The sequence below is a fragment of the Roseicella aerolata genome (genome assembly GCF_020523605.1).
Lineage (GTDB): Bacteria > Pseudomonadota > Alphaproteobacteria > Acetobacterales > Acetobacteraceae > Paracraurococcus > Paracraurococcus aerolatus.
The window spans coordinates 46,390-66,384 of the sequence record NZ_JAJAQI010000008.1 but is presented as its reverse complement, the minus strand read 5'-3'; the positions used below and the strand labels follow the sequence as shown (position 1 = coordinate 66,384).

The following is a 19,995-nucleotide window of genomic DNA, read 5'->3' as shown; positions in this document are numbered from 1 at the left end:
TCCACTCCTCGGGTCCCATGGCGGGTGCCGGCGCACCGCCCGGCCCCCCTCTACAGCGGAACGCGTTCAGATCCGAAGGCCAATCCGCCTGCAGGTCATTGGTTGCGTGAGAAGAGCCAGGCTCCGGCGCGAAGGGGTCGCCGCGAAGCAGGCCGTGCGGGGCGCTCCCTTACCGCCTGTCGGCGATCCGCGCCGGCCAGCGTCCCGCGGCCATGCCGCGGACCCGCCGGGCGGGCGGCACCTGCCCGGCACGGCAATGGCAGCGGACCACCTTCGCATCCGAACGGCAATCCGCCGCAGGTCCCTGCCTGCGTGCCGCGTCACGCCCCCGGCCCTTCATGGCCTTCGGCGATCCGCCCCGGCACGCCAGGATCAGGCGTAGCGCTTCAGGAATTCGCGCACCGCCGGGGCCATGTCCGGCCGCGCCAGGGCGAAGGCGATCTGCGCCTCCAGCCAGCCGGCCTTGTCGCCGCAATCGAAGCGCCGCCCCTCATAGCGCAGGCCATGGAAGGGCTGGGTGCCGATCAGCTTCGCCATGCCGTCGGTGAGCTGCACCTCGTTGCCCGCGCCGCGCTCCATCTTCGAGAGATGGCCGATCACCTCCGGCATCAGCACGTAGCGGCCGATGATGGTGAGGTTGGAGGGCGCCTTCTCGACCGGCGGCTTCTCCACCAGGCCCTTGACCGAGACCAGCCGGCCCTTGTCCTCGGCCACGTCGAGCACGCCGTAGCGGTTGACGCGGTCGCGCGGCACCTCCTCGATCGCCACCACATTGCCGCCGGTCTCGCGGTAGGCCTCGGCCAGCTGAGCGGTGCAGGAGGTCTCGCACATCATGAGGTCGTCGGGCAGCAGGATGGCGAAGGGGTCGTCGCCGATGAAGCTGCGGGCGCACCAGATGGCATGGCCAAGCCCCATCGGCACCTGCTGGCGGACCGTGACCATCGCGCCCGGCTCGATCGCCTGGGCGCGCAGATCGGCCAGCTCCTTCGCCTTGCCGCGCTCCTCCAGCGTCTTCTCCAGCTCATAGGCGACGTCGAAATGCTCGACGATGGAGGTCTTGCCGCGGCCGGTGATCAGGCAGAACTGCTCGATGCCCGCCGCCCGCGCCTCGTCGATGGCGTACTGGATCAGCGGCCGGTCCACCACCGGCAGCATCTCCTTCGCCAGGGCCTTGGTCGCCGGGAGGAAGCGGGTGCCGAGACCGGCAACCGGCAGAACGGCCTTCTTCAGGGGCTTCAGTGCAGACACATGCCTCTCCTGGCAATGGCGATGTGGGGCGGCGGGCAGCCGCCGGCCCGGCAACGGGGCGGGAGGAGTGCCACGCGCCCCACGGCCCGGCAAGGCGGGCCGGAGCTTCCACAACGCCGGTTACCGCGTGATGAAGGCAGGTCTGTGGCCGATATCCCGCCCGGTGTCGGGCACTTTACATGCCCATTCATTTTTATGGCAGCAGCACGTCGCGCGCCTGGTTGATCCGTGCCGCCAGCCAGTCGCTGCCGCCCTGGTCGGGATGTGCCGCCCGCATCAGCCGGCGATGCGCCGCGCGGATCGCCGCTTCATCCGCCCCCTCGGACAGGCCGAGCACCGCCAGCGCCTCCTCCCGCGTCATCCGCCCGCCCGCCCCGCTGCCGGGCGGCGGCGAGGCCGCCTCGGCCGCCCGCCAGTCGGGCTCCACCCGGTCCAGCCAGGCCTCCAGCAGCGGCACGCTCTCCGGATCCTGGCCGCGGCAATCCGCCAGCAGCGCGAGCAGCTCGGCGAGGGTCAGCGCCGCCAGGTCGCGGCCGGTCTGCCGGCCGCGGCGCACCTGGCCGCTCATCCGCCCGCTGGCATGGTCGAGCCGCATGATGAGGGTCGCGGTCTCGACCGCGGTCTCGCCCGGCGCGCTGCCCTCCCCCGCCCCCTCCCGCCGGCCGAAGCGGCGGGCCGAGAACCAGCCATGCCCCCAGCGCCAGAGCAGCGGCGCGAAAAGGCCGAGCGTCCAGAGCGCCTGGGCGCCGCGGCCGGTGGTCAGCACCAGCAGCAGCACCCCGGCCCCGAGCGCGGCGCCGCCCCAGATCGCGCCCTTGCGGATGGTCTCGACCCGGGCCCCGGCGAACAGGCGCATCAGCCACAGCAGCAGGAGCAGCAGGCCGGCACCGACGGCGAGCCAGACCATGGCGCGGCCCTCAGCTCTTCGGCGCCGGCAACTGGCCGGCGATCTTCTGCGCCGCGCCGCCCGCCAGCCGGGTCAGCGCCGAGCGGCCGCCCGCGGCATAGACGGCCACCGCGCGCAGCAGGTCGCGCAGCGCCGCGGCGCTCGCCGTGTCGAAGGGCGCATAGGCGCCGCCCGAGAGCCGGGCGATCTGCTTCAGGGCATTCGCCGCCTCCGGATGCCCGCCCTCATGGAAGGTGAAGACCGGCGTGCCGTGCAGGCCGAGCTGGCCGGCGGCGTGGCAGAGCGGATCCACCGCCTCCTCCACCGCGTCGCCGACGAAGACCAGCGCATTCACGCGGTCCCGCTTCGTCTCGGCCAGCACATGGTCCAGCACGCGCTGGATCTGGGTCTGGCCGCCGAGGCACTGCACGCCGGCCATGCGCCGCGTCAGCTCCTGCGAATCCGTCAGGAAGGGGGTCGCGGCGAATTCCATGAAGCCGCGGTAGTAGGCGAGCTGGATCGCCAGCCCGCCGAGATCCCGCGTCGCCTGGAACATCTCGCCCTGCAGCTGGCAGGCGCGGTCCCAGGTCGGCTGGCGGGAGGCGGTGGCATCGATGGCGAAGACCAGGCGGCCGCGCCTTCCGGAGGCCGGCCGCGCCTGCGGCATGCTCTCCACGCGCCTGAGGAAGGCCGCGACGGCGGCCGTGGCCGGCTTGTCGGGCAGGTTGCTCATGCAGGGGAATGTGGGCCGGCGGAGGCGGGATCGCCAGTACGACCTGCAGGGAGGAGCACCGCCGCGCGCGCTTGTCACATCCGCGGCCATGGCGCGGGGCGGCCTGCCTTCCCTATGGTTGCGCCCCGGATCGGGGCATCCTGGCGCCCGCAGGAGTCGGCGGGCCACGTGATCCGGCATTGCCGGCCGGCAGCCGGGGCATGGGCGTTCGGGCGGAGGGTGCGGGATGCGGTGGCTCTGGGGCGCGGCGCTGGCAATCGGCCTGACGGGGGGCATCGCCCTCGCGCAGCAGAAGCCGCCGCCGCTGGACCCGCCGCGGCCGGCGGCGCCGGGCGGGCCATCCGACGCGGCGCCGGGCTTCGACAAATTCGGCGAGCCGATCCCGCCCGCCCGGCCCCCCTCCTCCGCGGCGCCGGGCGCGCAGCCGCCGGGCGCCGCCCCGCCGCCGCTCGCCGCGGCGCCCGCCGATGCGCTGCCCGCCCTCGCCCGCTTCCGCGCGCTGCTCGGGTCCAACACCACCCTCGCCTATCGCGCCGCCGAGCCGATCGACCCGGCGACCGGCAGCGTCCGGCTGCTCGGCGCGCGGCTGACGCGGGAGGGCGCCCGGGCGGAGATCGAGGAACTGACCCTCGACGGGCTGGCCGAGGACCGCATCGGCGCCGCGAGTGCGCGGGAGGTGGTGCTGACCGGCAGCGACGGGCTGGTGACACGCATCGCCCGGCTGGAACTGCGCGGCCTGGCCGCGCCCGGCGGCGGGGCCCCGGATGCGCTGGCGCTCGATTCGCTGCGGCTGGAATCGGTGGTCGGCCTTGGCGACCCGCAGATGGCGATCGGCGAGGCCACGCTGGAGGAATACGGCCAGGGCCGGCCGGGGCGCCTCACCATCACGGGGCTCGACCTGCTGTCGCCGCAGGCCGGGTTGCTGGACCGGCTGCGGGTCGGGCGCATCACGCTGCGCGGCCTCGACCTCGCCGCCGCCGTCGCGGCCATGGCGGCGCAGGAGGCCCCGCCGCGCGCCGCGGGCGGCTATGCGCTGGAGGTGGAGGAGGTGGCGGCGACGCTCGCCGACCAGCCGGTCGCCTCGCTCGGCGCCCTCCGCATCCAGGGCGACCCGCCCGCCGGCGGCATCGAGGCGGGGCGCGTCGCGCTGCGCGAGTTGCGGCTGGAGCCCTTCCCGGGCCTCGCGGAATGGCTGCGGCGCTTCGGCTATGCGGCGCTCTCGGCCGACCTGACGGCCGAGAGCCGCTACGACCGCGCCGCCGGGCGGCTGGAGATCGGCTTGCTCTCGCTCGCGGGGCGGGAGATGGGCGTGCTCGGCCTCTCGATCACGCTGGATGGCGTGACGCCGGAGGCGGCGGAGGGGGCGGAGTGGGAGCAGCTGGCGCTGGTCGGCTTCGCGCTGCGCTATCTCGACCAGTCGCTCTATGGCCGGGCGGTGCGCGACCAGGCGCAGCGGCTGCGCCTGCCCGAGGCGCGGGTGCGCGAGCAATGGGCGAGCCAGGCGGCCGCGGCGCTCTCGGCCGGGCCGGGCGGCGGCTCCGCGCGTGGGCCGGCGGGCGCGCTGGCGCCGGTGCTCGGCGCGGTGCAGCGCTTCCTGCGCGGTGAGGCGCGGGAGGTGGAGATCACCGCCCGGCCGCCGCGGCCGGTCCCGCTTGGCGACGTTCCGGCGGCGCTGATGGGCGGGCCGGCGGAGACGCAGCGGGTGCTCGGCCTGGGCGGGACCGCACGGTAGCGCCGCGGGCTGCCCCACTCCCCGGCGCGGCGCCGTCCCGGACCGGGCATCGGTCCGGTCCGGCCGGCCCGCATCCCGCCGGAGCGCCGGGGCCTCCGCTCCGGCGCACGCCCCCCCCCATGCAGGGGACATTGCGGGGCTGGCGGCGCATGGGCGGCCGGCGGGGAAGACTGGTTACCCTCCGTTTACACTCATCTCGGAGAGTTGCGGCGCCGCCTGCGCCACCGCCCGGGCGCCGCGTTGCGGCCCCAGTCTCCGTCCGTGCTGCGCATGAATTCCGGCATTCCTCCCGCAGAACATGTAATTTTGATTAGTGTATCAACTTCTGGTTGCTAATCCCATACTTTACATTGTATCCGTTCCGGCGCCGTCGGCCGGCATGAAAGACACCCCCGCAGCCGCCGATCCAACCCTGCTGGAGCATCTCGATGGCGCAAGACAGTGGCTGGTTCATCCATTCCATCAATGCCAAGAACGACCGGACGGTCGGCAACACCACCCCCAACGCCACCATCGACACGGGCGCGACGGGCGCCGGCCCGTCGCTCCAGGCCGGCGAGACCTTCAAGGTCGGCGGCACGACCTTCACCTATGGCGGACATGCCAAGGTCGGCCAGGTGAACGGGTTCTGGGCGACCAGCGGCGAGGGGAAATACTTCTTCTCGAAGGCCGCCGCCGATAACCGGTCGGTCACCTACACGTCCGGCGAGACGGTGATCTGCTTCTATCCCGGCACCCTCATCCGCACCCCGGCGGGCGAAGTGGCGGTCGAGCGCCTCGCCATCGGCGACCTGGTACTGACCGCCGAAGGCCAGGCGAGGCCGGTGCGCTGGATCGGCCGGCAGACCGTCTCCACCCGCTTCGCCGATCCGCTGCGCGTGCTGCCGGTCCGCATCGCCGCCGGGGCGCTGGCGGAAGGACTGCCGGCGCGCGACCTGCTGGTCTCGCCCGACCATGCGATCCTGCTGGAGGGCGTGCTGGTGCAGGCCGGCGCGCTGGTGAACGGCACCACCATCCGGCGGGACGCGGATGTGCCGGAGACCTTCACCTATCTCCATGTCGAACTGGCCGATCACTCCCTGATCCTGGCCGAGGACGTGCCGGCCGAGACCTTCGTGGACCATGTCGAGCGCCTGGCCTTCGACAATTGGGAGGAGCACGAGGCGCTGTACGGCGCCGCGGCGCCGATCATGGAAATGCCGCTGCCGCGCGCCAAGGCGCAGCGCCAGGTGCCGCCGGCGCTGCGTAGCCGGCTCGGGCTGCGGGCGGCGCTGCTCGCCGGCCTGGCCGCCGCCGCCTGACGGGGGAGAACGGCGTGACCACCGGCCAGCCCCCGGCGCCGCAGGCGGCGACCAACCCGCTGCGGAGCCTGCTGGATCTCGGCCGCGCCGCGCGGGCGCGTGGGGATCACGAGGCTGCCTTGCGGCATTGCGCGGAGGCCGCGGCGGTGGCCGGGCCGGGCAATCCCTGGCCGCGCCTCGACGCGGCGGCCTCGCTGCGCGCCCTCGGCCGCGCCGCAGAGGCGGAGGCCACCTATCTGGCCGTCCTCGCCGACCATCCCGGCCAGGTCGAGGCGCTGCGCGGCCTCGGCCAGATCGCCCGGGCGCGGGGCGAGCATGAAGCGGCGCTTGCGCATCTCGCCGCGGCGGCGCGGGCGGCCGGGCCGGGCAATCCCTGGCCACGCCTGGATGCGGCGGCGCTGCTGCGCAGCCTCGGCCGCGCCGCGGAGGCGGAGGCCGCCTATGCCGCGCTGCTCGCCGACCATCCCGGGCAGGTCGAGGCGCTGCTCGGCCTCGGCCATCTCGCCCGGGCGCGCGGCGACCATGCCGCGGCGCTCGGCCACTACAGCGCCGCGGCGGCGGTGGCGTCGGCCGGCAATCCCTGGCCGCGCCTCGACCAGGCGGCGGCCCTGCGCGGCCTCGGCCGGGCGGAGGAGGCGGAGGCGCTCTGCGCCGCGGTGCTGCGGGACCATCCGGGAAACCTCCAGGCCCTGCTCGGCCTCGGCCTCGCGGCACGCGACCGCGGCGACCGCGCGGCGGCGGCGGCGCATTTCCGCCGGGCGACGGAAGTCGATCCGCGGGCGGGCGCCGCCTGGACAGAGCTGGCGGCCGAGTTGCGGGAGGCCGGCGACCACGACGGCGCGCGGGCGATCGCCTGCCGCCTGACGGCCGCCGATCCCGCCGACCTGCAGGCCTGGATGGGCCTCGGCCGGACCGAGCGCGCCGCCGGCCGGCGGGAGGCGGCGCTGGCCGCCTTCCGCCGCGCCCATGCCGCCCGGCCGGCCGACCCGCACCCGCTGGTCGAGATGGCCACCGAGCTGCGCGCGCTGGAACAGCCGGAGGCGGCGGAGCGGCACCTGCTGCTGGCGCTGGAGCGGGACGGCGCCTGCCTGCAGGCGCTGGAGCAGCTCGGCGAGCAGGCCCGGCTCATGGGCGACCATGCCGCGGCGCAGGCGCGCTTCCGGCAGGCCACGGCGATCCGTCCGGCGAGCCCCTGGGCCTGGCTCGGCCTGCTGCGCAGCCTGTCCGACCAGGGCCGCGGGGCGGAGGCAGCCGCGCTGCTGGCCGAGGCGGAGGGGCATTGCGGCCCCTTGCCGGAGCTGGAGGCCGGGCGGATCGAACTGCTGCGGCAGCAGGGGGAATGGCCCGCGGCGCTGGCCCGGGCGCGGGCGGCGAGCGCGGCGGCGCCGCGCCATATGGGCCTCTGGATCCAGCGCTTCCGGGTGGAACGGCTGCTCGGCACGCCGGCGGAGCTGGCGGCCTGCTTGGCGGCGGCGCCGGTCGCGACCCTGGCGGACCGGGCGCGGCTCGCGCAGTTCCGCGGCCAGGCGGCGGAGGAGGGCTGGGACATCGCCGGCGCGCTCGATGCGTATGAGCGGGCGCTGGCACTGCGCCCGGAGGATGCCTGGGCGCTGTCGGACCTGGCACGGTCGCGCATCCTGGCGCTCGATCCGGCCGGCGCGCGGCGGGACCTGGCGCGGCTGGCGCGGCTGACGGCGGGCGAGGCGCGGCTGCAGGGGCGCTCCAGCAACCTCTCCCAGACGCATCTCGGCCAGATCCTCGACGAATTCGCGCTGGACGGCGCGGCGCTGGCGCGACTCACGGCGCTGCGCGAGCTCGGCCCGGAGGCGCGGATCGCACCGCTCTGCGCGCTGGTGGGCGAGGCGCCGGACTACACCCCGGCGGCGATGCTGCTGCTGATCGCGCTGCGCCAGGCGGGGCGGCTGGCGGCGCCGGCGGCGGGGCCGGCGCCGGCGATCCCGGCGCGCCTCGCGCAGTACTGGGATTCCGGGGCGCCGCCGGCGGAGATCGCCGTGCTGGTGCAGGGCTGGCGGGCGGCGCATCCGGGGCATGCGCATGTGCTGTTCGATGATGCGACCGCGCGCGTCTTCCTGCAGGCCCATTGCGCGCCGGAGGTGCTGGCGGCCTACCGGAGGGCGCGGGAGCCGGCGCAGAAGGCCGATATCTTCCGCCTCGCCTGGCTCTTCGCGGAGGGCGGCTGGTATGCCGATGCCGATGACCGCTGCCTCGCGCCGCTCGACAGCCTGGCGCCTGCGGGCGCGGGGCTGGTGCTGTACCAGGAGGAATACGGCACCATCGGCAACAACCTGATCGGCGCGGCGCCGCAGCACCCGGTGATCGGGCTGGCGCTGGAACTGGCGGTCGCGGCGATCAACCGCGGCGATGCCGACATCCTGTGGTTCTCGACCGGGCCGGGGCTGCTGACGCGGGCCCTGGCGCGGGTGATCGCGGGCTCGCCGCTCGGCCTCTCCGCCTGGCTGCGGCGGCTGCGGGTGCTGACGCGCGTCGAGATGCAGCGCGCCGTCGGGATGCATTGCCAGGTGGCGTACAAGAATACCGAGCGGCACTGGAGCCGGACGGCCTTCGCGCATCGGCGCCGCCGGGCCGGCGCGGAGGCGGCCTGAATGGAGCATTCAGGCCGCCGGCATCACCCCGCCGCAGCCCGCATCGCGTTCGCCTGCTGCACCGCGACCGCCGTCAGGTTGACGATGCCGCGGGCGGTCACGCTCGGCACCAGGACATGGATCGGCTTCTTCATGCCGATCAGGATCGGGCCCACCTGCAGCCCGTCCGCCGCCGCCTTCAGCAGGTTGAAGCTGATATTGGCGGAATCGAGGTTGGGGAAGACCAGCAGGTTGGCGGTATCCGCCAGCGTGCTGTCCGGCACGGCGCGGGCGCGGATGGCCGGCACCAGCGCGGCATCCGCATGCATCTCGCCATCCACCTCGAGGCCCGGCGCCCGTTCCCGCAGCAGCTTCAGCGCCTGGCGCATGGTCCGCGCGGTGGGCGCGTTGGAGCCGCCGAAATTGGAATGCGAGAGCAACGCGACCTTGGGCGTCAGGCCGAAGGCCTCCACCTGCTCGGCCGCCAGCAGCGTCATCTCGGCGATCTGCTCGGCATTCGGCTCGACCAGCAGATGGGTGTCCACGAAGAAGAGCGTGCCGGTCGGGATGATGACCGCCGAGACAGCATAGACGCGGGAGGCGGCGTCGCTCTTGCCGATGACGTCAAAGGCGTAGTGCCACTGCCGCATCCAGTTGCCGGTGCCGCCGACCAGGGCGGCATCCACCAGCCCGGCCTCCAGCAGCAGGGAGGCGGCGACGGTCGCGCGGGTGGTGACGCGGCGCGCCGCGGCCTCGGGCGGGACGCCGCGGCGGCCCACGCGGTGCTGGTACAGCTCAATGAGCGGCGCGAATTTCGTGGTGTCGGCGACCGGGTCGAGGATCTCGACGGATTCGGAGAAATCCATGCGCAGGCCCATGGCGCGGGCGCGGGCCTCGATCGCTTCCCGCCGGCCCAGCAGCACCGGCTCGGCGATCCCCTCATCCAGCACCGTCTGCACCGCGCGCAGCGTGCGCTCATCCTCGCCCTCGGAATAGACCACGCGGCGCGGCGCCTTGCGGTCGGCCTCGAAGAGCGGGCGCATGAGGTAGCCGGAGCGGAAGACGAAGCGCTCCAGCTCCCGCCGGTAGGCGGCGAAATCGGCGATCGGGCGGCGGGCGACGCCGCTCTCCATCGCCGCGCGGGCGACCGCCGGGGCGATCTCCAGGATCAGCCGCGGGTCGAAGGGCTTCGGGATGATGTAGTCCGGGCCGAAGACCGGGGCATGGCCGCCATAGGCCGCGGCCACCACCTCGGAGGCCTCGACCCGCGCCAGCTTCGCGATCGCATCCGCGGCCGCGACCTTCATCGCCTCGTTGATCGCGGTCGCGCCGACATCGAGGGCACCGCGGAAGATGAAGGGGAAGCAGAGGACATTGTTGACCTGGTTCGGGTAGTCCGATCGGCCGGTGGCGACGATCGCATCGGGGCGCGTGGCGCGCACCGCCTCTGGCAGGATCTCCGGCTCCGGATTCGCCAGCGCCATGATCAGCGGCTTCGGCGCCAGCCTGCCGAGCCACTCCGCCTTCAGCACGCGCGGGGCGGAGAGGCCGAGGAAGACATCGGCACCGTCCAGCACCTCCTCCAGGGTCCGGGCCTTGGTGCGGCGGGCGTAGCGGGCCTTGTAGGGGTCCATCCCCTGCTCGCGCCCCTCATGCACCACGCCATGGATGTCGCAGACGGTCACGTTCTCCCGCCGCAGCCCCATCTCCACCAGCAGGTCGAGGCAGGCAAGCGCCGCCGCGCCGCCGCCGGTATTGACCAGCCTGATCTCCTCGATCCGCTTGCCCTGCAGCAGCAGCCCGTTGCGGATGGCCGCGGCGACGATGATGGCGGTGCCGTGCTGGTCGTCATGGAAGACCGGGATCTGCATCCGGGCGCGGAGCTGGCGCTCCACCTCGAAGCATTCCGGGGCCTTGATGTCCTCAAGGTTGATCGCGCCGAAGCTCGGCTCGAGCGCCGCCACCACCTCGATCAGCTTCTGCGGGTCACGCTCCTCCACCTCGATGTCGATGGAATCGATGCCGGCGAATTTCTTGAAGAGGACCGCCTTGCCCTCCATCACCGGCTTGGAAGCCAGCGCGCCGATGGCGCCGAGGCCGAGCACGGCGGTGCCGTTCGAGACTACCGCCACCATGTTGCCGCGGGCCGTGTAGTCCCAGGCGGCATCGGGATTGGCGGCGATCTCCTCGCAGGCCGCGGCGACGCCGGGGGAATAGGCGAGGCCCAGGTCGCGCTGGGTGGCCATGCGCTTGGTGGGCTCGACGCTGAGTTTCCCGGGGCGCGGCAGCCGGTGGTAGTCCAATGCCGCCTTGCGGAAATCCTCGTCCATGCCTCGCCCCTCGATTGAGGGTGGAAGATGCGGGCGAAGGACCGAAGCCGCAACCATTGGAACGGCAAAGAACCGGTTTGCCGCGCCACCGGGCCAGGGAGGCCGCTGGACACGCTCTGCGCCCAGGCGGGACCTGGGCCGCTTACCGGTGGGGGATCGTCCGGGGTCGTGGTGCTGTCCCGGTGCCGCCGGCCCTACAGGCGGCACGCCGCCTCGCCCAACCCGCAGCGGCGTGCTAGGCGCAGCCGGGCGGCACGACCATCAGGACAGGGCCGGCGAGTTCAGGAGCAGAGAGAGAGAGAGTGGTGCGGTCGAGAAGATTCGAACTTCCACGGGGTTTCCCCCACCAGCACCTCAAGCTGGCGCGTCTACCATTCCGCCACGACCGCAGAACCGGGCGAGGCCGGGGCTATAACCGATGAGCGCAGCGGGAGCAACGGTGGGCGCCACCGGAAAACACATCCCGCGGCCGGAATTCCGCATCACGGACGGACTGACCCCCTACCCCGCGGCGCTGGCCGCCATGGAAGCCCGGGTTGCCGCCATCCGCGCCGGGGAGGCGGGGGAGCTGGTCTGGTTCGTGGAGCACCCGCCCACCTACACCGCCGGCACCTCGGCCGGGCCCGGGGACCTGCTCGACCCGCGCTTCCCGGTCTTCCAGGCCGGGCGCGGCGGGCAGTGGACCTATCACGGGCCGGGCCAGCGGACCGCCTATGTGATGCTGGACCTGGCGCAGCGCGGCCGGGATGTCCGCGCCTATGTCCATGCCCTGGAGGAATGGGTGATCCGGGCGCTGTGGCGCTTCACCGTGAAGGGCGAGCGGCGGGAGGGCCGGGTCGGCATCTGGGTGGAGGACAAGGCGCGCGGCACGGAGGACAAGATCGGCGCCATCGGCGTGCGGGTGACCCGCTGGGTGACCTGGCACGGCATCGCGCTGAATGTCGATCCGGACCTTGGCCATTTCGGCGGCATCGTGCCCTGCGGCCTCAGCCAGTACGGCGTGACCAGCCTGCACCGCCTCGGCATCCCCGCCACCATGGAGGAGGCGGATGCGGCGCTGATGGCGGCCTGGGACGAGGTGTTCGGCTAGAGCGGATCGCGGAGGGGCGTGAACGCCCGGGAGCGTGAATCTGCTCTACAGACAACGGTCTACAGCGGATGGGCGTTCGGATGTGAACGCAATCCGCTGGTGCGGCGGCCCGGCCGGCGCTGCCGCGCGCCGGCCGGGCGCCTCCCTCCTCACCCGGCCAGGCGGAAGTCGCGCAGCACCTCCTCCCGGAAGGCGAGGCCATGGCCCGGGCGCTCCGGCGCGATGATATGGCCGCCCTCGAAGCGCGGCGGCTCCACCCAGACATCGTCGAGCAGCCCCATCTGCTCCGCCCAGAGCCCGTTCGGGATGCTGGCCAGCAGGTGCACGTTCAGCTCGGGGAAGAGGTGCGGCGCGATGGTCATGCCCCAGGTATCGGCGACCGTCGCGATCTTGCGCAGCTCGGTCAGCCCGCCGCGCATCGGGTCCGGCTGCAGGATGGGCAGGCGCGGGTTCTCCAGCACCGGCTTCAGGTCGGCGCGGCCGAAATGCGTCTCCCCGCCCACCACGCGCGTGGTCAGCGCCTCGGCGCAGCGGAGATAGCCCGCGAAATCATCGGGCAGCACCGGCTCCTCGATCCAGTAGGGGTCGTAGTCCTGGAAGGCGCGACCGGCGATGATCGCCTGGTCGGCGGTCCAGCCCATGTTGATGTCGATCATGATCTCGACATCGGGGCCCACCGCGTCGCGCACCATCCGCAGGTTCCGCACATCCTGCCGCCAGTCGCCGATATGCGCGGCCTGCATTTTGATGGCCCGGTAGCCCTGCGCGGCATAGTGCTTCGCCTTGGCCGCCATCCCCTCGCCGAGCGCGCCGCGGAAGCAGCCGCTGCCATAGGCCGGGATGCGGTTGCGATGATGGCCCCAGAGCCGGTGCAGCGGCAGCCCCGCCGCCTTCCCCACCACGTCCCAGAGCGCGATGTCGATGGCGGACTGCGCCATCATGGTGACGCCGCCGCGCCCGCCGGTCAGCGTCGCGCGCCAGAGATCCTGCCAGATCGCCTCCACCGCTGTCGCGTCGCGGCCGATGATGCGCGGCGCCATCGCCTCCTCCAGGCAGGCGCCGATGGTGCGCTGCAGCGGCAGGTTCAGCAGGTGCAGGTAGCCCATGCCGGTGAGGCCGGACTCCGTCACCACCTCCACCACCACCAGCTCCCGCTGCTTCCCCAGCGCATGGCCGGCCAGCCAGGGGTCGTTGGCCCAGGGCGGGCGGAGCAGGGTGGTGCGCAGCTCGCGGATCGTCAGGTCGGTCATGGCTTGGTGTCCTCCCCCTGGGTCAGGATGGCGCGCCAGAGCGGCCAGGTCAGTGCCAGCGCCAGCAGACCTGCGATGCCGGTCAGCGCGCAGGCCGCGGCGGCGCCCAGCGCATCGGCCGCGACGCCCAGCATCAGGAAGCCGACCGGCCCGATGCCGATGCAGACCGAGAGCAGGCCGAGCACGCGCATGCGGACCTCCGGCGGCGCCAGCAGATAGACCAGCGTCGCCTGCATGATGCTGAAGCCGGCCTGGCCGAAGCCGACCAGCAGCAGCGCCGCCCCCGCCGCCCAGGCGCCGGGCGCAAGGGCGAAGCCGGAGACCATCATCAGGTAGAGCACGAGCCCGCCGACATAGAGCCGCGCATACCAGGCCGGCCGCGCGAGGCCCGCCATCAGCAGCGCGCCGGCGAAGGCGCCGACCCCATCCATGCTGGCGAGCAGCCCGGTCGCCTCCGGCCCCAGGCCGAAGCGGTCCTGCGCCACCACCGGCACCAGGCTGGTGAAGGGCCAGCCGAAGATGTTGAAGAGGACGGTGACGAGCAGCGTGCCGCGCAGCCGCGGGGAGCGGCGGACCGCCGCCAGCCCCTCCCCCATCCGGGCCAGCACGCTCTCCCCGGTCGGGGCCATGCGGCCGCTGCGGGTGCGCAGCGTGACGGCCGCCAGCAGCGCCAGCAGATAAAGCGCGACGGCGACGAGGAAGGTGCCCTTGATGCCGAGCGCGGCGAAGAGCAGGCCGGAGACGGTCGGGCCCATCATGCGGCTGGCATTGTTGCTGCCGACATCGAAGGACATGGCCTGGCCCATGCGCTCCGGCCCGACCACCTGGCCGATCATCATCCGCCGCACCGGGTTGTCCGCCGCCCAGCCGATACCGTTGATGAAGCTCGCCAGCGCGAGGTGCCAGACCGCCAGCGCGCCGAGATGCGCCAGAAGCGCCAGCACGAGGGAGGTGAGCAGGCTCGCCAGGACGATGAGGATGAGGGCGCTGCGCGCCTCGATCCGCTCCGCCAGCACGCCGAGCGGCGCGCCGAACAGCCCCATGGGCAGGATGCGCAGCATGCCCATCATCGCGACCAGGAAGGCCGAGCCGGTCGCCTGCCAGACGAAGAGGGAGACCGCCAGCATCTCCAGCCAGCGGACCAGGAAGACGACGAGGCCGATGCCCCAGAGCCTCCGGAAATCCGCGAGCGCGAACAGCCGCGGCGGCGCTTCCGCGGCCGCGGCGAGACGGGTCGTTCCCTCCATCCCGCCATGGTGGCCCCGATCGGCGCGCGCCGCCAGGGCCGGCGTCGTCCCGGGCGGGCGCCCCCGCGACAAACCCGCCCCTCCCCGGCCATGATGCGGCGCGGCAGCCGGGGGACGAGACATGGCGGGCATCGAGAAGGGCCGGATCCTGATCCGTGGCGGGCGCGTGGCGGACCCCGCCTCACGCCGCGCCGAGCCCGCCGACATCCTGGTGGAGGACGGCGTCATCCGTGCGGTCGGCGCCTGGCTGCCCGCACCCACCGATGCCCGGGTCGAGGATGCCTCGGGGATGCTGCTGCATCCCGGCCTGGTCAATGCCCACACGCATGGCCATGGCGGGCTGGCGCGTGGCCTCGCGGACAAGTGGACGCTGGAGCTGCTGCTGGCCGCGGCGCCCTGGATGGGCGGCGGGCGGAGCCTCGCGGACAAGAAGCTCTCGGCCCAGCTCTGCGCCGCCGAGATGGCGCTGAAGGGCGTGACCGCGGCCTATGACCTCTATGCCGAGGCGCCGCTGCCGACACGGGAGGGCATGGATGCCGCTGCCGAGGCCTATGCCGAGGTGGGGCTCCGCGCCGTCATCGCCCCCATGGTCGCCGACCGCACGGTCTGGGAGGCCGTGCCCGGGCTGAGGGACGCGCTGCCCGATTCGCTGCGCGCCAGGGCCGAGGCGGCGCGTCCGGCGCCGGGCGAGGCGACGCTCGCCGCCATGGCCGACATCCTGAAGCACTGGCGCTGGGGCGCGGCCGATATCCGCCCGGCCCTCGCCCCCACCATCCCGCTGCACTGCGCCGACGACTTCCTCTGCGGCTGCGGCCGGCTCGCCACCGAATACGGCGCGCCGGTCCAGAGCCATGTGGCCGAGAGCAAGCTGCAGGCGCTGGCGGGGATGCAGCGCTACGGCAGGACGCTGGTCCAGCACCTGGACGCGCTCGGCCTCATCGGCCCGCGCTTCTCGGCGGCGCATGGCATCTGGCTGACGGATGACGACTTCCGCGTCATGGCGGAGCGAGGCGCGGCCATCGCGCACAACCCGGGCAGCAACATGCGGCTCGGCAACGGCATGTTCCGGCTGCGCCGGGCGCTCGACCTCGGCGTCACGGTCGGGATCGGGACGGATGGCGTCTCCTCCTCCGACACCTCCAACATGTATGAGGCGATGCGGGCCGCCTTCCAGCTCTCGGCCGTGCAGGGCCCGGACCCGGCGGGGTGGGTGAGCGCGGAGGAGGTATGGCGGGCCGGGACGCAGGGCTCCGCCCGCACCCTCGGCTTCGAGGATATCGGCGCCATCGCACCGGGGATGAAGGCGGATATCGTCTTCCTCGACCTCAGCCATCCCAACTGGATGCCGCTGAACGGCACCATGAACCAGCTCGTGCATACCGAGGACGCGAATGCGCTGCGCCATGTCATGGTCGGCGGGCGCTTCATCGTCCGCGACCGCCGGCTGCTGACGGTGGACCTGGCGAAACTCGCGCGCGAGGCGGAGGAGGCACGGGCGCGGCTGGAGGCGCTGAATGCCGGGAAGCGAGACCTCTTCGCGCTGCTCGAGCCGGTGGTGCGCAGCTTCTGCCCGGCCTTCGCACGGCAGCCCTATGCGGTGCGCCGCTATCTGTGTGACGCGCCGGCTTGAAGCCCGGAGCGCGTTCTTGATATGTTCCCTCCGGCGCCCGGTGCGCCGGAGGGACATCCGATGCACACTCTGGAAGTCGCCCAGGAATTCGTCGCCCTGTGCCAGGCCGGGAAATTCGAGGAGGCGGGCGAGCGCTTCTGGGCCGATGACGTCGTCAGCATCGAGCCGATGGAAGGCGAGATGGCCGTGCTGCGCGGCAAGCCTGCCCTGCGCGGCAAGGCGGAATGGTGGTACGCCAACCACGAGATCCACTCGGTCGTGACGCACGGCCCCTATGTCAACGGCGCGCAATTCGCGCTGCGCTTCGAGATCGACGTGACCGCGAAGGCGAGCGGCCAGCGGCTGCGGATGGAGGAGATCGCGCTCTACACGCTGCGCGAGGGGAAGATCGCGGAGGAGCGGTTCTTCGGTCACCCCGGCTGAGACGTGGCGGGGCGGCCTCCTGCCGGGGAGGCTGGCCCGACATGGCATCCTGCGCGGACGTGGCCTTCATTCCTCCTTGACGAAGAGTTGAGCGCGCCTGCGGCCCAAGAGGATTTATACATTCTCTTGCATGATTTCTTTGTAGAGAAGTCTTCCTGAACTCAGGATGAGGTGCTGTGGCCGACTATGTTTCCGGCCCCGGCGCGCCTTGTATTCCCAGGGCGCAAGGTAGATAAGATTGTGAAATTGCTTCTAATTTTCTTGATTGGCGTCGATCTAACCAAGTGAAAGCACGACCACGGAAAGCCCGGGCACCTTGCACGATTTGATTCATGTCTTCCATGCAGGAGGGCGTCATGGTTGCAGGAAATTTCGGCTGGGGAATTTTTGACCAGAAATACAAAGTTCCCGGATGGTTCGGAGCAGAAGACCAGGGGGCGGGCGTGGCCCTGGGCAGCATCAATGCCAACTCGCGGCCGGATATGGTTGTATTCCACATCGACAATCCGGCGGGCGAGAACCGCGCCTACTACCGGGTCGGCTGGGATCTGAGCGTCAGCGGCAGTGCGACGGGATGGAGCGAGATCAAGCCTGTCCCGGGCTGGTTCGGAGCGGAGAACCAGGGTGGCGGCATCACCCTTGCGGACATCAATCGCAACGGGCGACCCGATCTCGTCACCTTCCATATCGACAATCCGGCAGGCGAAAATCGCGGTTATTACCGGATCGGCTGGGACCTCGATACTAGCGGCAACGCGGCCGGCGGCTGGAGCAACATCAAGAGCGTCCCGGGCTGGTTCGGCGCGGAGAACCAGGGCGGGGATGTCGCCTCACTCGACGTGGACCGCAACGGGCTGATGGATCTCGTCGTCTTCCACATCGACAACCCGGCCGGCGAGAATCGCGGTTATTACCGGATCGGCTGGAATCTGGACAGCGCCGGCAACGCCGCTGGCTGGAGCGACGTCAAGGCCATCCCGGGCTGGTTCGGCGCGGAGAACCAGGGAGCAGGCATCGCCGCCTTCACCCGCTTTGGCGAGAATGCGCTGGTCGTCACCCATATGGACAACCCGGCCGGCGCGAACCAGCTCTGGCATCGGGTCTCTGCCATCGATCGCGCCGGCAACTCCATCGCCGGCTGGTCCGATCCAAAGCCTCTGCTGCCACCGGGCGGCGTTGGCTGGGAAACCCAGGACATCGGCGTCGCCACCGGCTATGTCAGCGGCCGCAGCACGCCGGACCTGCTGACCTTCTTCATCGACAACCCGCCAGGCGAGAACAGCGGCTGGACGTTCCTGAGCGAATACCTGCTCGGCGTGCCCTGAGACGTCACGCACGTCGCGCGTAAGGCGGGGCGGCGCGCAGGACCGACCGGGCGGGACCGGCCAGGCATCCGGCCGGTCCAGGCGAGCCTCGCAGAGGTCTGGGAGAGCCCTCTGCCCGGCAGCAGCGCCGGTGCGGCGCCTCCTGACCCGGCTGCTGGCCGCTGTGTCCAGCCCGGCGTAGCGTCTGCCAGGTTTCCGGCCGCTGCGCCAGGGCCCGCTCAGCCCGGCTCGATCCCCGCTTCCCGCGCGCGCTCGCCGAGGTCCCGGATCTGCCCCTGCAGGAAGGTCCGGAACCACTCCGGCTCGGTCGGGCGCGGAACATAGCCGAGCCTCGCCACGCGCTCCGTGAATTCCGGCTGGTTCAGCACCTTGTTCAGCGCCGCATTGGCGCGCGCGATCACCGGCGCCGGCGTTCCCGCCGGGACCGAGAGGCCGAACCAGAAGCGGAAGGCATAGCCCGGCAGCACGGTTGCGACCGGCGGGATCTCCGGCGCCAGCGGGAAGACCTCGGGCTGGGTGATGCCGATGGCCCGCAGCTTCCCTTCCTTCACCTGCGGCAGGCCCGCCGGGATGTCTGTGAAGGTGCTGTCGATGCGGCCGGCGATCACATCCGTCAGCGCCTCCGGCCCGCCGCGATAGGGGATGCCGGTCATCTCCACCCCCGCCATGCGCGCCAGCGTGGCGGAGGCGATATGGGCGCTCTGGTTGCCGTAGCTGAAGGTCAGCTCGCCCGGCTTCTTGCTCTTCGCCAGTTCGATCAGTCCGCGCAGGTCGCGCGCCGGGTGGTCGGCCCGCACCACCAGGATATAGGCGGTCTCGGCCAGGAAGCCGATCGGCGCGAAATCCTTGATGGGATCATAGGGCAGCCGCCGCACCACATAGGGCGCGAGGGCGCCGTTGGTGACCGACAGCACCACCCAGGTGAGGCCATCGGGCGCGGTGCGCGCCGCGCTCTCGGTGCCGATCACGCCATTGCCGCCCGGGCGGTTGTCGATGATGACGGGCTGCCCGAGCTCCTGCGCCAGCGGCTCCGAGAGGTGGCGCAGCAGCGTGTCCGTCACGCTGCCGGCCGGGAAGGCGACGACGATGCGCACCGGCCGGTCGGGCCAGCTGCCCTGGGCATGGGCGAGGCCGGGAAGGACCAGCGGGGCGGCGATTGGCGCGGCCAGGGCCGCGCGGCGCGTCAGGCGCATCATGCCTTCCCCCCGAGGAAGCGGTGGATTTCCGTGTTGTCCGCCTTGGGGCCGAGCGCCGCCACGGCATCGGTCCAGAGCGCGCGGCAAAGCGCGAGGGATTGCGCGTCGAACCCCGCCTCGGTGGCGATGGCGCCCGCCGTCTCCAGGTCCTTCCGCATCAGCCCGAGCTGGAAGCCGCCCTGGTAGCGGCCGGGCAGGATCTCCTGCTTCACCTTGGTCTCGGTGGCGATGTTGCGGCCGGAGGAGGCGTTCAGCACATCGGCGAAGATCGAGAGATCGAGCTCGAGCGCCTCCGCCATGCGCAGCGCCTCGGCGGTCGCCAGCAGGCCGGCGGCATAGACGTAGTTGTTGAGCGCTTTCATGGCATGCGCGCTGCCGACCGCGCCGGTGCGGATCAGCGTCTCCCCCATGTCGCGCAGCACCGGCTCGGCCTTCGCCCAGGCAGCATCATCGCCGCCCGCCATGATGGCGAGCGTGCCGGCCTTGGCCTTCACCACGCTGCCCGAGACCGGCGCATCCACGAGCATGGCCCCGCGCGCCGCGGCCAGCGCCGCCAGGCGCCGCGTCTCGGCCGGCACGGAGGAGCCCATGTCGATGACGAGCTGACCCCGCCGCAGCGCCGGCAGCAGGCCGCCCTCCCCTTCCATCACCTGCGCGACGATGCGGCTGTCCGGCAGCATCAGCACGATCACCTCGGCCGCATCGGCGACGCCCGCGGGGGTGTCGGCGAAGCGCACCGCGCCGGGGGCGGCGTCCTCGGCCAGCGCCGCGCGCGCGGCCTCGCTCATGTCGCAGGCGACCAGGCTGCGGCCGCGCCGCAACAGGCTGCGCGCCATGGGCAGGCCCATCATGCCGAGACCGATGAATCCGACCGGTGCGCCGGTGGCGGACATGCGTTTCCTCCGTTCTTGGTCGGCGCGACACTCCCCCGGCGGCGGCCGGCTGGCAAGACACCGGGCCACCGTCGGGAGGAGCGGCGCCCGGATGCCGCAGGGCCGGGC

The 19,995-nt window shown here is 72.6% G+C and carries 15 protein-coding genes and 1 tRNA gene; 7 read left to right on the top strand and 9 right to left on the bottom strand.

Annotated elements, in window-relative coordinates; all coding sequences use genetic code 11:
• Window positions 1-372 precede the first annotated feature (372 nt).
• From galU to LHA35_RS07130, 3 genes are all read right to left on the bottom strand, one after another.
• Window positions 373-1,248, bottom strand: coding sequence for a UTP--glucose-1-phosphate uridylyltransferase GalU (gene galU, locus LHA35_RS07140; RefSeq protein WP_226606322.1), 876 nt, complete (start codon window positions 1,246-1,248; stop codon window positions 373-375).
• 193 nt (window positions 1,249-1,441) lie between these two features.
• Window positions 1,442-2,155, bottom strand: a complete 714-nt coding sequence (locus LHA35_RS07135; protein WP_226606319.1) for a J domain-containing protein — start codon at window positions 2,153-2,155, stop codon at window positions 1,442-1,444.
• A gap of 10 nt (window positions 2,156-2,165) precedes the next feature.
• Entirely contained in the window at window positions 2,166-2,867 is a 702-nt protein-coding gene (locus LHA35_RS07130) for a vWA domain-containing protein (protein ID WP_226606316.1), read from the bottom strand.
• A gap of 226 nt (window positions 2,868-3,093) precedes the next feature.
• Here LHA35_RS07130 and LHA35_RS07125 point away from each other — a divergent pair, with 226 nt between their 5' ends.
• The 3 genes from LHA35_RS07125 to LHA35_RS28600 all read left to right on the top strand — a co-directional run bounded on the left by LHA35_RS07125 (window position 3,094) and on the right by LHA35_RS28600 (window position 8,524).
• Window positions 3,094-4,599 (top strand): hypothetical protein, encoded by a 1,506-nt coding sequence (locus tag LHA35_RS07125; RefSeq protein WP_226606315.1) that lies wholly within the window; start codon window positions 3,094-3,096, stop codon window positions 4,597-4,599.
• A 428-nt stretch (window positions 4,600-5,027) separates the two neighbouring features.
• Window positions 5,028-5,900, top strand: a complete 873-nt coding sequence (locus LHA35_RS07120; RefSeq protein ID WP_226606314.1) for a Hint domain-containing protein — start codon at window positions 5,028-5,030, stop codon at window positions 5,898-5,900.
• A gap of 14 nt (window positions 5,901-5,914) precedes the next feature.
• Window positions 5,915-8,524: a tetratricopeptide repeat protein gene (locus LHA35_RS28600; protein WP_338050846.1), complete on the top strand. Its 2,610-nt coding sequence runs from the start codon at window positions 5,915-5,917 to the stop codon at window positions 8,522-8,524.
• 23 nt (window positions 8,525-8,547) lie between these two features.
• Here the strand turns inward: LHA35_RS28600 and LHA35_RS07105 are convergent, their stop codons facing one another.
• Window positions 8,548-10,833, bottom strand: coding sequence for an NADP-dependent malic enzyme (locus LHA35_RS07105; RefSeq protein ID WP_226606313.1), 2,286 nt, complete (start codon window positions 10,831-10,833; stop codon window positions 8,548-8,550).
• A 303-nt stretch (window positions 10,834-11,136) separates the two neighbouring features.
• Window positions 11,137-11,222 (bottom strand) — tRNA-Leu (locus tag LHA35_RS07100).
• Window positions 11,223-11,251: 29 nt separating this feature from the next.
• On the opposite strand from LHA35_RS07100, the gene lipB reads away from it, so the two are divergent.
• On the top strand, window positions 11,252-11,923 hold the full coding sequence (gene lipB / locus LHA35_RS07095; protein WP_226606310.1) for a lipoyl(octanoyl) transferase LipB: 672 nt from the start codon (window positions 11,252-11,254) through the stop codon (window positions 11,921-11,923).
• A gap of 149 nt (window positions 11,924-12,072) precedes the next feature.
• Here the strand turns inward: lipB and LHA35_RS07090 are convergent, their stop codons facing one another.
• Together LHA35_RS07090 and LHA35_RS07085 are read right to left on the bottom strand one after the other, a co-directional pair.
• Window positions 12,073-13,173, bottom strand: coding sequence for a mandelate racemase/muconate lactonizing enzyme family protein (locus tag LHA35_RS07090; protein ID WP_226606307.1), 1,101 nt, complete (start codon window positions 13,171-13,173; stop codon window positions 12,073-12,075).
• The gene (locus LHA35_RS07085) at window positions 13,170-14,420 is read right to left on the bottom strand and encodes an MFS transporter (protein ID WP_226606304.1); all 1,251 of its coding nucleotides are present in this window, start codon (window positions 14,418-14,420) and stop codon (window positions 13,170-13,172) included. The genes LHA35_RS07090 and LHA35_RS07085 overlap by 4 nt, the downstream gene beginning before the upstream one ends.
• A gap of 121 nt (window positions 14,421-14,541) precedes the next feature.
• On the opposite strand from LHA35_RS07085, the gene LHA35_RS07080 reads away from it, so the two are divergent.
• From LHA35_RS07080 to LHA35_RS07070, 3 genes are all read left to right on the top strand, one after another.
• The gene (locus tag LHA35_RS07080) at window positions 14,542-16,050 is read left to right on the top strand and encodes an amidohydrolase family protein (protein ID WP_226606301.1); all 1,509 of its coding nucleotides are present in this window, start codon (window positions 14,542-14,544) and stop codon (window positions 16,048-16,050) included.
• A gap of 60 nt (window positions 16,051-16,110) precedes the next feature.
• Complete coding sequence (locus LHA35_RS07075) at window positions 16,111-16,473, top strand: SnoaL-like domain-containing protein (RefSeq protein ID WP_226606299.1); 363 nt, start codon at window positions 16,111-16,113, stop codon at window positions 16,471-16,473.
• A 341-nt stretch (window positions 16,474-16,814) separates the two neighbouring features.
• Entirely contained in the window at window positions 16,815-17,798 is a 984-nt protein-coding gene (locus LHA35_RS07070) for a hypothetical protein (RefSeq protein ID WP_226606297.1), read from the top strand.
• Window positions 17,799-18,016: 218 nt separating this feature from the next.
• Here the strand turns inward: LHA35_RS07070 and LHA35_RS07065 are convergent, their stop codons facing one another.
• Window positions 18,017-18,991: a Bug family tripartite tricarboxylate transporter substrate binding protein gene (locus LHA35_RS07065; RefSeq protein ID WP_226606294.1), complete on the bottom strand. Its 975-nt coding sequence runs from the start codon at window positions 18,989-18,991 to the stop codon at window positions 18,017-18,019.
• Window positions 18,991-19,887, bottom strand: coding sequence for an NAD(P)-dependent oxidoreductase (locus LHA35_RS07060; protein WP_226606292.1), 897 nt, complete (start codon window positions 19,885-19,887; stop codon window positions 18,991-18,993). The genes LHA35_RS07065 and LHA35_RS07060 overlap by 1 nt, the downstream gene beginning before the upstream one ends.
• Between the last annotated feature and the right edge of the window lie 108 nt (window positions 19,888-19,995).